Genomic DNA, 15,308 nt, shown 5'->3' with positions numbered 1-15,308 from the left:
CGGGCTACTGGCGCTGCGATCCTTTTCGCCGAAGCTGAAATTGCCACGCGCCCACATGCCCCACTTGTCGCTGAGCAAGCCGCCAGGCTCATCCGCGCTGGCGCCGCCGCCGAGCAGGCCTTTCGCCATTTCCTGTAGCTGTGCCAACGGCACCATCTTGCCGTCGACGATGATGTTCAAGCCCGCGAGGCTCAAACCCTTGGCGCCACCACGCAAGGCCATCAATCGATCCATCACGCTGGCGTATTGAGTGTTAGCAAACAGCAAGGTCTGCGTGCGAGCGACCGCGAAGTCGTCGGCGACCAACTCTTCCAACGCCGCTACCTGATTGCCGGTGCTGTTATTGGTCTGCAGACCGTTACATCGAACCAGCAGCTCCTGCTGATTATTGGTCAGCGACTCTTCGCTACTCGACAAGTCACGCAGGTCACTGCAGATACGATCCAGAGCCACGGCGACGCGGCGTTGATTCGGCGTCAGGTTGGGAATATCGGAAAGCGACGTGATGAGCGGACCGTCCGCGACGGTGATGATGACGCTGTCCGAGCTCTGCAAGCCGGCGTTGTCGGTCACCACCAGCTGAATGAAGTTCTCACCGTCAGGCAGGCGTACCTGCAACGTGGGCGAGCCGCTGGTGCCGAGTAGCTCCTGAGTCTCGCCGTCGACGATGCGCGTCCAGCGATACGTTGCGATGGCGCCGTCCGCGTCCGTCGACAGGCTGCCATCTAGTATGACGTCTTCGCCCGCTTCGTTGTCAGTATCGGCGACCGTGCGATCGCCGCCGGCATTTGCTGTGGGACCCGCTGCATTACCGACCGTGACTGTGACTTCACTGTTGCCGGTCTCGCCGCTGGCATCGGTAACGAACAGTCGCACTTGAGTCGTACCGTCCGGCAAAGGAATCGTCGGCGCCGGCGACGTCGAGACCGGCGTCTCGTCGTTATTCAAGTACCACGCATAGGTGACCAACTCGCCTTCGGGATCGGTGACGTTGGCGCTGAACGCAACGTTCTCACCGGCCACGCCGTCGGTATCGCTCACGGTGCGATTGCCGCCGTTGATACTGACGACCGGCACTTGATTGGGGTCTTCGCAAGTCGCTTCTTGAGCGGCATTGCCTTCGATCACGATGCCCGGCCCGGCCGCGTTGTTCAGCACGATGCCCGGAAAGCCGGTGGCGCCGGTTTCCTGGAGTGCGTTGGTCGCTGTCAGCTGCGCCGTCAGCACGCCGCCGATGGTGGTCGAGTAGTTGACGTTGGTGATGCGCACGCAGACCGTGGCGCCGTTGCCGACCACAGGATCGAAGGGCTGGATGGTCAAGCCGCTGGTCAGCGCGGGGTTCGCATTCAAAATCACGTTGCCCTGACCGGTATTGATGAGGATGGGCGCCGAGCCGGTGACCGCGCCGGCCTGGCGCAAATTCACGATGACGTTCTGACCGATCGCGGGCAAAGGCACATTGACGGTGCCGTTGAAGCTCGGCGGGATGGCTTGGGCCAGCGGAGCCATCGCCAGCAGCGTGATGCCGCCCAGCCAGGATCCCCACTTTCGCCCCACTCGGCTGCGCGTCGTCCCGTGCATCGCAAGCTCTCCACGACTATTCGTTGTGTTGTCGGTCATGTTCTCGGCCAAGTTATCGACCGGGCCAGAAAGCCCTGTGCTGGCCTATTTATCAGCGACCCTTGCGTAGCGACAACGGACCTTTGGTCTGCCCGAGGCCGACGCACTGTGCCGCCGGGAGGTTGACTTCCGTTGTGACGCAGGTCGCAATCGCGCCTCATGAACCTAAGGATTGCCCTTAATGCCGTGCTGGTCGCGGCGGTCATCATCAGCGGCTGCGCCTCGCCGGGGCAGCGGATCGAGGAGCGTGCGCGTGGCGCTGGCCTCGACATCGTTCATGTTGCTGCCGGCGAGTTTCCCAGCCGCATCTATATGAAACGCGGCTCGGCACAGGATCATGCCAAGGCCCGGGGCCGCGTGCTGACCGTTTATCTGGAAAGTGACGGCATTCCCTGGCGTAACGGCACCGAGCCGAGCGCCGACCCCACGACCCATCGGCCGCTCGCGCTGGAAATGTTGATTCGCTCCGACGCGCCCGCTGCATACATCCCGCGCCCTTGTTATCAGGGACTTCGCTCGGACAAATGCACGACTGAACTCTGGACCGGCGCGCGTTATTCGTCAGCAGTCGTGAATAGCATGGTGGCGACGGTGCGCGAAGCTCAGCGACTAGCAGACGCCAGCTCTGTTGCTCTGGTCGGCTACAGTGGCGGCGGCACGCTCGCAGTATTGATTGCGGAGCGACTCGACAATGTCACCTCGGTCGTGACCATCGCGGCCAATCTGGATACGGATGCCTGGACGGCACATCACCACTATCTGCCTTTGTCACAATCGCTCAATCCCGCGCTGAGCGACAAGAAGCATTCGTGGCCTGAGTTACATCTACGCGGCGCGAACGACACCATCGTGCCGCCGGCTACGACTGCGAAATACTTCGAACGTCATCCTCAGGCGCGTCAACGCACCGTCGCAGGGTTCGATCATGTGTGTTGCTGGGTGCGCGATTGGCCCAAGCTCAGCGAGACGCCCACGCCGCTCGTGCCTTGAGCGCGGTATCGGCAAAGTCGGAGAACACTCCGTCGATGCCCAGCTCGAAAAAGCGCCGATATTCCTGCAGCGGATCGTTGTGATACTCGGGCGCCAGCGTGGCGGGCTCGTTTCTAAATGTATAAGTGTGCACGCGGAGTCCCGCAGCGTGTGCTTGTTCGATCACTGTGGTCGTGAGCAGCGTCGGCTGGCCAACATCACGAAGGATCTGCCGCTTCCACGGGCCGATGGCATTCGCATACTTAGCAACGTCGGCCAGACTGCTCGGGCGTTTGCCGCCGCGCGCATCGCCGTGATTCGGAATTGAGACGCTCACCACGCGCTTGCCGCTCTCGTCGTAGATGAGTGAGCCTTCCTCCATCAGCTGCACCATCGGCAACTCGGTCTTGGGTCGCAGGTACTGCAGATTGGCGCTCTCGAACGACTGGATGAAGATCGGTGTGCCGACCTTGTTCAAGCCACGTCGATTCAAAACCTCCAGCAGTCGATCTTCCAACGGCAATTGCAAGCCGAGATGAAACGCCGGATGTTTGGTTTCCGGATAGATGCCGATGCTTCGGCCTCGCTTGGCCGACTCCTGCGCCACCAGATCCAGGATCTCTTCGAACGTCGGCACGGTGAACTTGCCGTCGTACTCTTTGGAACGAGCTGGATTCGGCTGCACGGCACGCAGCTGTCGAATCTCTGCGAGCGTGAAATCACTGGCGAAAAAACCAGTGACTTGTTTGCCATCCAGGTTCTTGGTGCTCAGCCGCGATGCGAACTCCGGCCGCGATTTCACATCGGTGGTGTCATCGAGCAACGGCTCATGACGCGCGACCAGATGACCGTCGCGCGTCGCGACCAGATCGGGCTCGACGTAATCGGCACCGAACTCGATGGCCAACTGATAAGACGCGAGCGTGTGTTCGGGCCGATAACCCGACGCACCTCGATGCGCGATTACCAGCGGCGGCGCGCCATCCAAGGTCGCCCACTTTTTGTTCGCCGATTGTGCTGAGACCGTTCCGCTCATCGTCAACACCAGCACCCATAAGAAACCCAGACTGCGAACACCGGCCATCGTCAGTCGACGAAAAAGTCCGGCACGAACTCTTTGTTGCCTGGGCTGACCGCGTACGAATCCAGATCCTTGACCCCGGCGCTGGCCAGCACTTCATCGTCGATGAAGAAGTTGCCAGTGCACGTGCGCGGATCTCGCGTCAGGATGACGTGAGCTGCATCGGCCATGATCTCGGGCTTGCGACCGCGCTTCGGATCGGCCGCAGCGATGATGTTCAGAGCGGCGGTCGCAATGATGGTTCGCGGCCATAGCGCGTTCACGCCGACGCCGTCGCGACGAAATTCTTCGGCCATGCCCAGCACGCACATGCTCATGCCGTACTTGGCCATGGTGTACGCCACGTGCGGCGCGAACCATTTCGGCTTCATGCTCAGCGGCGGCGACAGATTCAGGATGTGCGGATGGCGGCCGGCCTTGGCCGACTCCTGCAAGTACGGCAGACAAGCTTGCGAGCATACGTAGGTGCCACGCACGTTGACGCCGAACATCAGATCGAAGCGCTTCATCGGCGTCTCGAGCGTACCGGCCAGCGAAATGGCGCTGGCGTTGTTCACCAGAATGTCGACGCTGCCAAAGTGCTCGGCGGTTTTTTTCACGGCCGCCGCGACGGCGTTCTCGTCGCGAATGTCGACCTGCATGGGCAGCGCTTTGCCGCCGGCGGCTTCGATGGCTTCAGCCGCGGTGTGAATGGTGCCGGGTAATTTCGGGTTGGGCTGATCGCTCTTGGCCGCAATCGCAATGTTGGCGCCGTCCTGGGCGGCCCGCACCGCAATCGCCAGTCCAATGCCTCGCGAGGCCCCCGAGATGAATAGAGTCTTGCCGCGAAGAGACATACGGACCTCCAGGTTGGACGACGCGCCATCATAGGCCTTATATAGTCGGCCGACGACACCGGGACGCGAAGGGGGAATCGCAATGGCCGAGGACAGCACGGACGTGTGGGATCAGGTCGAGCATCGCTATGCCGACTCCACGGGCGTCAAGATCCACTATGCGGCACTAGGTCAGGGACCGCTGGTCGTGATGATCCACGGCTTTCCGGACTTCTGGTACTCGTGGCGCAAGCAGATGCGTGCGCTAGCGGACAATGGGTATCGTGCGGTCGCCGTCGATCTGCGCGGCTACAACCTATCGGAGAAACCCAAGGGCGTGGAGAACTACGCCATGCCGCTGCTGGTCGGCGATATCGCCGCGGTGGTCAAAGCGGAAAAGCTCGAGCGTGCCGTCATCGTCGGCCACGACTGGGGCGGTTCGGTGGCGTGGAACGTCGCCATGCGACGTCCTGACGTCACCGAGCTGCTGATCATTTGCAATCTGCCGCATCCCGCCGGCATCGCGCGCGAGATTGCCACCAACCCGCTACAGAAGCAGAACAGCGAGTACGCCTTCGGTTTTCAGAAGCCGGACGCACACAAGGCGATCTCGTTGGAACGACTGACGCAATGGGTGACCGACCCAGCGGCGCGCCAGCGCTACCTAAAGGCGTTCGAGCAGTCCGACGTCGAAGCCATGCTCAACTATTACAAGGCCAACTATCCCAAGCCGGATGCGCCACCGCCGGCCGACTTCACCTTTCCCAAGGTGCAGGCGCCGGTGTTGATGTTCCACGGTCTGGAGGATCAGGCGTTGCTACCGGGGGCGCTCAACGGCACCTGGCAGTGGGTGGAGAAGGATCTGACCATCATGACCATCCCTGGTGCCAGCCACTTCGTCCAACAAGACGCGGCGGACACAGTCAGCAACACGATGGTTGACTGGCTGGCCCGCCGCAAACCTTGACCGATTAGCGCACCACCTTCGAGATGGTGTTCGAAGCCAGGCTCTCGGAGCCTGAGGACGTGTAGGCGCGCACCGAGAAGTACCAGGTCGCAGCAGTCAGGTCGCTGACGACGTAGTTGGTCACGCCAGCATTGCTCACCGTAATCGTGCGCGTGAGGCTACTCGCACTGGTGCCGTAGTAGATGCGATACCCGGAGAGATTGGTCAGCGTGCTGCCATCGGTGTTACGCGTCGGCGGCGTCCAGCTCAACGTGGCCGCACCGGTGCTGCTACCGGCAGCATTGACGGCGATGTTGAAGGAAGCCAGCGAGGTGCGATTGGTGCCGTCGCTCGCGGTGATCACGATGCCCGAGTAAGAGCCCACCTGCGCTGCCGTCGGCGTGCCCGTGAGCGCACCCGTCGTGGTGCTGAACGTGGCCCAGGTCGGACGATTGGTGATCGACCAGGTGAGCGTGGTGCCTTCGGGATCCGTGCCCGTGGGACGGAACGAGTAAGCGCTGCCGGCAGTGACCGACGTCGCCGGCGTGCCGCTCACCGTCGGCGCACGATTGGTGGTGCTGCCACCGCTGCTGGTGGTGGTCTTCGGCACCACTTGAATCGAGAAGGCCGGCAAGGTCGCCGTGCCGGTGGAGCTGCGCACCGTGATTCGAATGTTCGAGTACGTGCCCGGCGTCGCGGGCGTCGCGCCTTCGAGGCGACCGCTATACACCGAGAACAGCGCCCAGCTGGGCTTGTTGACGATGGAGTAACGCAAGGTCGACTTCGCCACAGCAGGATCGTTGGCGGTCGGTAAGAAGCTGTACCACGAGTTGGTACCGAACGTGGTTTTCGGCGAGCCCGTAATCGTGGGCGCGGCATGAACGACACTACTCAACAGTGAGAGCGCGCAAACGAGTGCGAAAAAGAGTGCGGACACGCCCACCATGGGCGTGCGCTGAGTTGAAGTGCGCATGGACAATCCTCGCGGGTATGACACGGGAGCTGTACCGCTACGCACGCGATACAGCGCTCACCCACTCCTCACGATCTACCGTTCGGCCTGACTCGTCCTGGTCGGTCATCGTCTGCATGCAGCTTGACGATGTGACGGAGTGTCGTTTGTGGGCGGGCGCAGTTAACGAAAAGAATTCGACTTGTGCAAAATGTCGTAACCTTCAGACACTGTCGGCGAATGCGCTCAGTCGCAGCCGAAAAGAAAATCAGCGGAGTCAAATCGTGAAAAAAGTACTGGTCAGCGTGCTGCTCGTCGCGCTGCTCGCTGCTGCGGCGGCGTTCGTGTATCGCGACGAAATCGGCATGCTGGTGGCTTTCAATAAGCTAAAACCTGCAGCGCCTTTCAGAAACGCGAGCGCGCCCGCGTCGCCCGATTACTCGCAGCTCGCGAGCTGGGCCGCACTGCCCGAGCGCGAGGACTCAGCCGATGCCTTACCCGCAATTGGTGTTCTGGACGAACAGGCCAACGCTGCAGTCGACGTGTTCTTCGTACATCCGACCACGTATTTCGGCACCGACAACTGGAATCAGCGCATCGACGATGCGCGCGTCAACCAACTTACTGACCTATTTGTTATGCGTGGCCAGGCATCAGCGTTCAACGGCTGCTGCCGCATCTACGCGCCGCGCTATCGACAAGCGACGATCTACTCGTTCGTCGACAAATCCGGCAGCGGCACCTCTGCGCTACAGCTCGCGTACAACGACGTGGAGCGCGCGTTCGACTACTTCTTACAGAACTACAGCCGCGATCGACCCTTCGTGCTGGCCTCGCACAGCCAGGGCTCAGTACATCTACGAAGGTTGCTCGAGCGACGCATCACTGGTAGCCATTTGCGCAATCGCCTGGTGGCCGCGTACCCCATCGGCTTCAATCTGGATGCCGAGGAACTGGCGCAAGCGGTGCCCGATGTGCCGGTGTGTGAGTCGGCCGAGCAGACCGGCTGCATGGTGTCGTGGAACGCAGTGGGTCCCGAGGTCAAGCAATACGCCGACACCAGCAAAAATATTTGCGTGAATCCGCTGACGTGGAAGACCGACGGCGCTCCGGCCGAGGCCGCGTTGAATTTGGGCGGCGTCAGTTATCCGGGCAATTTCGCCGGTTCGCTGGCCGATCTGAAAGAGCTCCCGCAGGCCTTCATCGATGCCAAGCCCATCGTCGAGCCCGGCGTGGCCGACGCACAGTGCGTGAACGGCATGTTGTTGGTGCGGCAGATCAACTCAGCGCACTACGCATCGCGCCCCATGGGCCGCGACAACTACCACATCTACGATTACCACCTGTTCGCAATGAACTTGCGCAAGAACGTGGAGCTGCGCGTGACGCAATACCTGGCCAATCCGCCGAAGCGCGTGATCACGCGCCCCACATTCACTCAGTAGGTGGACTAACGCGGCATGTCGGGGCAGACGTACGGCACGGTCGCAGTCACATACGACTGCACCTTGTCCTGCCCCACCAGCTGCAAGGTCAGCTCATCGTCGCTGAGCATGGACAGCGTGGCCTCGATGGGAATGGCGTCTTCGATCCAGCGGATGCGCTCGCCGTCCGCGCCCCACTTGGAGATGCGATAGGTCTCGAAGCACGAGTCCATCAGCAGCGAACGATCCGGCAAGAAGATCAGCAGCGAGCCGCGCGAGTGACCCGGCGTGGTGGACACCCAGATCTTGCCGATGAAGCGCGGATCGGCCGGTTGCCCCAACTCCTCAGTGCCCGATGTCGTCGCCCCCAGCTCCGTTGCCACAGGCTGTGACGGAGGCGGTGGCGGAGCGGGCGGCTGCTGCTTGCCGCAGCCCGCAGTGGTCAACACAGCTACTAGTGTCAACGAGGCAGCGAGAGGATGGCGCATAGAAGTCTTTTTTGTTCGAGAGCTATGCGCATCTTACTGGATCCGCTCAACCTGCCGCAGGCTCCTGCTTGGCGACGGCTTTGCGCAGCTGGCGCAACTTGTCCTTCACCACGGCGGCGTTGGCGCTGCCCATGCGGATCAATAATTTCTGGCCCGTCGAACGCGCTTCCAGTTCCGCATCGGCGAACTCGAAGTTGACGCTAGGCCGGCGCAGCAGGATCGGACCGCTCACCTCCGGCGTCGCCAGCAGATGATCGATCACCTCGACCAGCCGGTCGTTGAAGTAACCGTCCGGATAGCCCAGCGACACGTACGCTTCTTGGAACAACGGATAGTACTGCTTGTAGAGCGTAGCGATCTGCGCTGCATCGGCGCTCTGCAGGATCTTGATCAAGCGATCGTAGCGCGCGTAGTTGTCCGCACCGAGCGTGAGCTCTTCGCCATTGCCGGTGGCGAGCAATTCGCCACCGATGGGTTTCACCGGCCACATCTGCACGGCCGTCTTCTTGCGCGGCAGATTGTCGATGGTGACGACGGTATGACGAATGATGTTCTTCGGCACCAAGTACGGCTCGAGCGCGCTTCCGAACAAGCCGCTCAACGATTCCTGCAGCGACGGATCGCTGTCGTTCAAGCCCGGTAACGGCTTGGTCGGCGGCGTCTCGGCCACGGGATTGCGAATCGGCGGCTCGGTCACCGGCGTGGTGACTTCAGGCTGCGTGACCGCAACCGGCGCTTGCACCGGTTGCTCCACCTTCCGCTGCGAACGGCCGTAGTACAACGCCGCGCCGATACCAACCGCGACCACCACAGGGATCGCGTAATACAGCCATTTCTTGGTGTCTTCTTCCATCATGTCTCCTTCAGTTCGCAGCGACGCTCATTGCGGCTTCTGGAACTTCAGCAGAAAGTTGTCGGACTCACCGATGGCCGTGTACTTGGCGCGATCCTGGTCGCCCAACGCCAAGGTCGGCGGCAAGGTCCACACGCCCTTCGGATAATCCTTGGTGTCCTTGGGATTGTTGAGCAGCGGCGAGCTGGCCAGCAACTTGAAGCCGGCCTTCTCGGCCAACGCGATGGTGTAGTCCTCACGCACATAACCGCTGGCTGCTTTCGGATCCTGCGGCTGATCGTTCGATGCACGATGCTCTTCGACACCCAGGATGCCGCCCGGCTTGAGCGCCTTGTAGAACGACGCGAACGCTTGCTCGGCCGTGCCCTGACCCATCCAGTTGTGCACGTTGCGGAAGGTCACGACCACATCGGCCGAACCCGCCGGCGCAGGTTCGAATTTACCGCCGCCGAAATCGCCGATCTTGACCTTGCCGTAGCGCGCCTTGTCGCTATCGAGCTTTTTCTGCCACGTATCCGCAGCGGTTGCCGCTCGCTCACTGGCAGCACGCGGTGTGATGGCCGTGTAATAAGTGCCCTTGTCATGCAAGTAGGGGCCGAGGATTTCGGTCCAGTAGCCGCCACCCGGAGCGATTTCGACCACCGTCTGATTGGGCTTCACGCCGATGAACTCGAGCACTGCCTGCGGCTTGCGGGCCGCATCGCGCTCGACAAAATTCGGCGAACGATGCTCGGACGCAATGGCCTTGGCCAGGGCTTCGTCCTTAGCGAAGGCGCTCGCCAGCGGCAGCATGCAGGCTGCGGCAGCGACGGCGGTGAGCAACGACGATGAACGCATGACGTGACTCCACGGGTTTGATTGGTTATCGAGGCGTGCGAATGTAACAGACCCTCCCGCACGCACACAGGTTCCCGCCCGAGGCGCCGACGACTACCATTGCCGGCTTGCATCTTGACCGTCAGGAACCCGATGTCGGCCATTCATCAGAGGTCCGTGCTCAGCAGTGTGGTCGGCGCGCTGGCCTGTTGCAGCGCATTCGGCAGCCCCGCCACCTTAGGCGCCACGCTACCGTTGCAAGACTGCCGGCTGCAGAGCGAGATTGCCGGCGGCGGTGTGGCCGCACGTTGCGGTTGGCTGGCAGTGCCGGAGAATCGTGAACAACCTTCCGGCAAGCAGGTTCGACTGCACGTCGCGGTGATTCCATCATTGCGGCTCGAACCGGCCGGCGATCCGCTGTTCGTGTTGAGCGGCGGCCCCGGACAGGCGGCCAGCGATTTCTATATTTCCATCTCGCCGGCGTTGGCGCGCATTCGCCGGGATCGCAACATCGTGGTCGTCGATCAACGCGGCACGGGGCGCTCGAACCGGCTCGACTGCGCCTTCCCCGACGAGAGCGACATCACCTTCAGCGATCCGCAGCAGCTGCGCGAGCTGACCAAGTCGTGTCTGGACAAGTTATCGGGCGATCCTCGCTACTACACGACGAGCGTGGCCGTCCGCGATCTCGATGATGTGCGCGCGGCGCTCGGCTTTCAGAAGCTCGATCTATACGGCGTGTCGTATGGAACGCGAGTGGCACAGCACTACATGCGCCGCTATCCGCAGCGAGTTCGCGTCGCGATTCTCGACGGCGTGGTGCCGCCGCAGTTGGCGTTGGGACCCGACGTCGCACTCGATGCTCAAGCTGCCATCGACAGCGCCTTCGCTCGCTGCGAGTCCAACTCGGATTGCCAACGCGCTTTCCCGAACATCGCCAGCACGTTCGCAACGTTGCGCGCCAGCGTGCAAGCGAAACCGGTGGCGCTGTCCGTTCCCGATCCGCTGAGCGCCGAACCGACGCAAACTCAACTCGGTGCGCAAGAACTCAGTGCCGCTGTTCGCTTGCTGAGTTACTCCGACGAGACGGTCTCGACCCTGCCGCTGCTCATCCACGAAGCCCAGAGTGGCCAGCCGCAAGCACTGGCCGCGCAATACTTGATGATCAAGCGCAGTCTGGACACTCAAATCGCCAACGGCATGCACTTCGCCGTCGTGTGTAGCGAAGACGCGCCGCGTTGGGATGAGAAACCGATTTCGGAGTCTGCACTCGCCCAAACCTATATCGGCGAGACCTTCATGGCAGCGATGCGGACCATTTGTTCGCAGTGGCCGCGCGGCCCAGTGGATGAGGATTTCAGCAAGCCTTTGACCAGCGCCATCCCGACGCTGGTGCTCTCGGGCGGCAACGATCCAGTCACTCCTTCTCGCTATGGCGAGCAGATCCTGCCGGGCTTGGCTAAATCCAAGCATCTCGTCCTCGACGGCCAGGGACATGGCCAGATCGCCGTCGGCTGCATGCCTCGCGTGGTCGCTGAGTTCATCGCAGCCGGCGACGTAAGCTCGCTCAACGCCGAGTGTTTGAAAACCGTCGGCCCCGCGCCCTTCTTACTGTCCCGCTCGGCACCGGCACCATGATTCAAGTCGAAGGGTTGAAAAAGCGCTTCGGCAAAGTGCAGGCGTTGCAGGATGTTTCTTTTTCGGCCGGCGATGGCCGCATCACCGGTCTGCTCGGCCACAACGGCGCCGGCAAGTCGACCACGCTGCGTGTGTTGAGTACGGTGATTCGAGCGAACGAAGGTCGCGCCCTCATCGACGGCCACGACTGCGCACTCGATCCTCTGCAAGTGCGTCGCTCGCTCGGTGTGCTACCTCATGCCAGCGGGCTGTATGCGCATCTCAGCGGTCGCGAGAACATCCGTTACTACGGCGAACTGCATGGCCTGCGCGGTGCCGAGCTCAATCGATCCATCGATGAGCTGATCGAACGCCTCGCCCTCGGCGCCGTCGCCGAACGACGCGCGAAAGGTTACTCACAAGGTGAGCGGTTGAAAGTCGGTCTGGCGCGCGCGCTGATTCACAAGCCACAAACCATCATCCTCGACGAGCCGACCAACGGACTCGACGTCAACGCCGTCCGCATGTTGCGCGAGTTGATTCGAGGCTTGCGCGAGTCGGGGCGGTGCGTGCTGTTCTCCAGTCACGTGATGCAGGAAGTCGCTGCATTGTGTGACGACATCGTGATCATTTCGCACGGCCGAGTAATCGTTCGCGGTACCCCTGCGGAGATTCTCCAAGCCACCGGCGCTCCGGACTTGGAAGAAGCCTTCGTGCGTGCCGCCGATCAAGGCGAGGTGGCGTGATGGGCGCCATCTGGACCGTGTTCCGCAAGGAAGTGCTCGAGAACCTGCGCGACCGCCGCGTCATCATGTCGGCGTTCTTTTTTGGCGTGCTGCTGGCCCCGGTGATCTTCGGACTCACCACCACGATGGTGTCCAAGCGCGCGGTGGAGAATCAGGACAAGCCACTCAACCTGCCGATCGCCGGCGCGAACCACGCGCCGAACCTGGTGCAGTTCCTCCGCGAGAACGGTGTGAAGGTCGAAGACGTGCAGCTCACCAGCGATGAGGCCATGGATGCCGTGCGCTCGGGCCAGCAGGATTTGGTGCTGCTCATCGGCGAGGACTACGGCAAGGCTCTGCAGACTGGCGAGTCGGCGCCGTTGTCTTTGGTGGTCGATACGTCGAATAGCCGAACGTCACCGAGTGCGGATCGAGCGCGGGTGCTGTTGGGAGCGTACGGTCATCAGTTGGCGGCGCTCCGCTTGATGGTGCGAGGGATCAACCCGAAGGTGATCGATCCGGTCGGCGTAAACACCTTGGACGTCGCCACGCCCGCGGGGCGATCGCTGTTGATCCTGGGCATGATGACTTACTTTTGTTTCATGTCCATGTTGGTGGGTGGCTTCTATCTCGCCATCGACACCACCGCCGGCGAACGCGAGCGCGGCTCGCTCGAACCTTTGTTGGGTTTGCCGGTGCGGAGGTCGCAGTTGATCATCGGCAAGATGCTGGCGACGTCGGCGTTTATGTCAGTGTCGTTGTTGCTGACGTTGGCGACGTTTGGCGTGGTGCTTCTTTATATTCCACTCGAAGCGTTGGGGATGTCTGCGAACTTCGGCCCTCGCGTTATCTTGGCGATCTTCGCGGTGATGATTACTTTTGTGCCCCTGGGGGCGGGGTTGATGACTGTCGTCGCTTCCTTCACCCGGAGCAATCGAGAGGCGCAGTCGTGGTTGTCGGTGGTGATGATGTTGCCGATTGCGCCGATCATGTTTGCTGTTGTCAGCGGGACCAAACCCAGCGCGGGTTTGATGGCTGTTCCCAGCTTGAGCCAGCATCTTCTCGCCACCAGTCTGATGCGTGGTGATGCTATCCCGCCGTTGCACATTTTGATTTGCGCTGGGACGACTCTGGCTCTCGGTGCGCTGCTCGTGGGTTTGGCTGTGCGGCTGTATCAGAGAGAGGCGATTCTCGGATGACGGGCGTCGGAGAAGAGGCTGCGTCGTTTCGGTTTGTGGCTGGCGGAGTGAGGTCACTCTAGGTCTCCCCGGCACCGCCAGCCGCTACCGCCGATCTACGCGATCAAACCGTCCGATTCCTATCCGACGAAGACGGCCCGCGATTGCCACGCGAAGGCCCACGCTGCCCCTGCGGACGACCTTGTCCCTGGCCTTGGCCTTGTCCGTACCCTTGACCCTGAGGGCGCGAGGAACGTTGACCCTGAGCCTGACGAGGCTGCTGACCTTGCTGGCCATGGCCATGACCCTGGCCCTGACCTTGAGACGACGAGTGCTGACCAGGCTGGCCACCACCACCGCCACCGCGGCGTTTGCGAGGGCGGCTACGGCCTTGGCCGGAAGCGCCAGCTTGGTTTTGCTGAGACGGCCAACCGGGTTGGCTTTGCGAACGACCATCACCGGACTGCGAACGCCCCTGGCCGCGATCATTGCCTCGATCCGGGCGAAGCTCACTTCGCGACTGACGCGGTTGTGACGAGCGGTCACGCGAATCTTCGCGACGATCATCACGGGCCGGCGGCGGAGCCGCCTTGAACACAGGTACTTCACCGCGAGGAATCGACTTACGCAGCAGCTTCTCGATGTCCTTCAACAAGCCGCTCTCATCCGACGACACCAAAGAAACGGCAATACCGGTCGCCCCCGCACGGCCAGTGCGACCGATTCGGTGCACATAGTCCTCGGGAACATTGGGCAATTCATAGTTCACGACATACGGCAGCTCTTTGATATCCAAGCCGCGCGAAGCCACTTCCGTCGCCACCAGGGCTCGAATACGAAAGTTCTTGAAGTCAGACAGCGCCGCCGTGCGCGCATTCTGGCTCTTGTTGCCATGAATGGCGGCCGCCTCGATGCCATCCTGTTCCAATTGTTTGCAGAGCCGGTTGGCACCGTGCTTGGTGCGCGTGAACACCAACACCTGCTGCCAATCGCCGTCCTGGATCAAGTGCGACAACAACGCTCGCTTCTGATCCTTGCCGACGAAATAAGAGCGCTGCTCAACCGTATCGACAGCAGCATTGCGCCGCGCGACTTCGATCTCGACGGGATCATGTAACAGACCCTGCGCCAACTTGCGGATGTCATCCGAGTAAGTGGCCGAGAACATCAGATTCTGCCGCTGACGCGGCAGCAGCTTGATGACGCGACGGATGTCGGCGATGAAGCCCATGTCGAGCATGCGATCGGCTTCATCCAACACGAAGATTTCAACGCGCGACAAATCGACGGTGCGTTGTTGAGCGTGATCCAGCAAGCGACCCGGTGTCGCTACCAAAATATCCGCACCACGACGCAGCGCTTCGATCTGCGGATTGATGCTGACACCACCGAAAATGGTGAGGCTGCGATGGCGCAGATATTTGCCATAGCTGGCAACGCTTTCATTCACTTGCGCCGCGAGTTCGCGCGTCGGCACGAGCACCAGCACGCGAGGCGATCTCGATGGCGTGCCGGACTGCAGACGTTGCAGCAAGGGCAAAGTGAAGCCGGCGGTTTTACCCGTACCGGTTTGCGAGCCGGCGAGCACGTCGCGACCGGCCAGAATTTCAGGAATTACTCGCGCTTGAACGGGAGTGGGCGCGTCATAGCCACGATCGGCGAGCGCGCGCGTAAGTTCGGGAATCAACCCGAGAGCAGTAAAAGGCATGGAAACATTTCCTCAACCAGCCTGCGGAAACTTGCGTTTCTGGTCCAGTGAGGCGGGAGACAAATCGAGGCGGGCCCAAAGAAAAACCAGGAGCCGACAGACCGCGAGGGGTGAAC

14 protein-coding genes are annotated in these 15,308 nt (G+C 61.6%); 6 read left to right on the top strand and 8 right to left on the bottom strand.

The window, feature by feature from the left end; translation table 11 throughout:
• Positions 1-1,581, bottom strand: a 1,581-nt coding sequence (locus JNL55_RS32450; RefSeq protein WP_293864482.1) for a PKD domain-containing protein, incomplete at its 3' end; no start/stop codon positions are given.
• Between the two features lie 198 nt (positions 1,582-1,779).
• Here JNL55_RS32450 and JNL55_RS32445 point away from each other — a divergent pair.
• Complete coding sequence (locus JNL55_RS32445; protein ID WP_293864479.1) at positions 1,780-2,610, top strand: alpha/beta fold hydrolase; 831 nt, start codon at positions 1,780-1,782, stop codon at positions 2,608-2,610.
• Here JNL55_RS32445 and JNL55_RS32440 read toward each other — a convergent pair.
• Both JNL55_RS32440 and JNL55_RS32435 read right to left on the bottom strand, forming a co-directional pair.
• Positions 2,579-3,673, bottom strand: coding sequence for a glycerophosphodiester phosphodiesterase (locus JNL55_RS32440; RefSeq protein ID WP_293864476.1), 1,095 nt, complete (start codon positions 3,671-3,673; stop codon positions 2,579-2,581). The two genes, JNL55_RS32445 and JNL55_RS32440, sit on opposite strands and share 32 nt — an antisense overlap.
• 2 nt (positions 3,674-3,675) lie before the next feature.
• The gene (locus tag JNL55_RS32435) at positions 3,676-4,506 is read right to left on the bottom strand and encodes an SDR family oxidoreductase (protein WP_293864473.1); all 831 of its coding nucleotides are present in this window, start codon (positions 4,504-4,506) and stop codon (positions 3,676-3,678) included.
• Between the two features lie 82 nt (positions 4,507-4,588).
• Between JNL55_RS32435 and JNL55_RS32430 the strand changes: the two genes are divergently transcribed.
• Entirely contained in the window at positions 4,589-5,452 is an 864-nt protein-coding gene (locus JNL55_RS32430; protein ID WP_293864470.1) for an alpha/beta fold hydrolase, read from the top strand.
• 4 nt (positions 5,453-5,456) lie between these two features.
• Here JNL55_RS32430 and JNL55_RS32425 read toward each other — a convergent pair whose 3' ends face one another.
• Positions 5,457-6,404: a putative Ig domain-containing protein gene (locus tag JNL55_RS32425; protein WP_293864467.1), complete on the bottom strand. Its 948-nt coding sequence runs from the start codon at positions 6,402-6,404 to the stop codon at positions 5,457-5,459.
• A 263-nt stretch (positions 6,405-6,667) separates the two neighbouring features.
• On the opposite strand from JNL55_RS32425, the gene JNL55_RS32420 reads away from it, so the two are divergent.
• The gene (locus tag JNL55_RS32420) at positions 6,668-7,828 is read left to right on the top strand and encodes a DUF3089 domain-containing protein (RefSeq protein WP_293864464.1); all 1,161 of its coding nucleotides are present in this window, start codon (positions 6,668-6,670) and stop codon (positions 7,826-7,828) included.
• A gap of 5 nt (positions 7,829-7,833) precedes the next feature.
• Here the strand turns inward: JNL55_RS32420 and JNL55_RS32415 are convergent, their stop codons facing one another.
• The 3 genes from JNL55_RS32415 to JNL55_RS32405 all read right to left on the bottom strand — a co-directional run bounded on the left by JNL55_RS32415 (position 7,834) and on the right by JNL55_RS32405 (position 9,985).
• Positions 7,834-8,190 (bottom strand): hypothetical protein, encoded by a 357-nt coding sequence (locus JNL55_RS32415; RefSeq protein ID WP_293864461.1) that lies wholly within the window; start codon positions 8,188-8,190, stop codon positions 7,834-7,836.
• 151 nt (positions 8,191-8,341) lie between these two features.
• Positions 8,342-9,148: a DUF3014 domain-containing protein gene (locus JNL55_RS32410; protein WP_293864458.1), complete on the bottom strand. Its 807-nt coding sequence runs from the start codon at positions 9,146-9,148 to the stop codon at positions 8,342-8,344.
• A gap of 27 nt (positions 9,149-9,175) precedes the next feature.
• The gene (locus JNL55_RS32405; RefSeq protein WP_293864456.1) at positions 9,176-9,985 is read right to left on the bottom strand and encodes a class I SAM-dependent methyltransferase; all 810 of its coding nucleotides are present in this window, start codon (positions 9,983-9,985) and stop codon (positions 9,176-9,178) included.
• A gap of 132 nt (positions 9,986-10,117) precedes the next feature.
• Between JNL55_RS32405 and JNL55_RS32400 the strand changes: the two genes are divergently transcribed.
• Genes JNL55_RS32400 through JNL55_RS32390 form a run of 3 tightly spaced genes read left to right on the top strand, consistent with a single transcriptional unit; the run spans position 10,118 to position 13,505 of the window.
• Positions 10,118-11,602 carry an alpha/beta hydrolase gene (locus JNL55_RS32400; protein WP_293864454.1) on the top strand — a complete coding sequence of 495 codons (1,485 nt, stop codon included), beginning with the start codon at positions 10,118-10,120 and terminating at the stop codon, positions 11,600-11,602.
• On the top strand, positions 11,599-12,327 hold the full coding sequence (locus tag JNL55_RS32395; protein WP_293864452.1) for an ATP-binding cassette domain-containing protein: 729 nt from the start codon (positions 11,599-11,601) through the stop codon (positions 12,325-12,327). Before JNL55_RS32400 ends, JNL55_RS32395 begins: the two co-directional genes overlap by 4 nt.
• On the top strand, positions 12,327-13,505 hold the full coding sequence (locus JNL55_RS32390; RefSeq protein ID WP_293864450.1) for an ABC transporter permease: 1,179 nt from the start codon (positions 12,327-12,329) through the stop codon (positions 13,503-13,505). The genes JNL55_RS32395 and JNL55_RS32390 overlap by 1 nt, the downstream gene beginning before the upstream one ends.
• Positions 13,506-13,608: 103 nt before the next feature.
• Here JNL55_RS32390 and JNL55_RS32385 read toward each other — a convergent pair whose 3' ends face one another.
• Positions 13,609-15,192, bottom strand: coding sequence for a DEAD/DEAH box helicase (locus JNL55_RS32385; RefSeq protein WP_293864448.1), 1,584 nt, complete (start codon positions 15,190-15,192; stop codon positions 13,609-13,611).
• Positions 15,193-15,308 lie beyond the last annotated feature (116 nt).

It is taken from the genome of Steroidobacter sp., assembly GCF_016790065.1.
Taxonomy (GTDB): Bacteria; Pseudomonadota; Gammaproteobacteria; order Steroidobacterales; family Steroidobacteraceae; genus Steroidobacter.
This window is presented reverse-complemented; position numbering and strand designations above follow the sequence as displayed.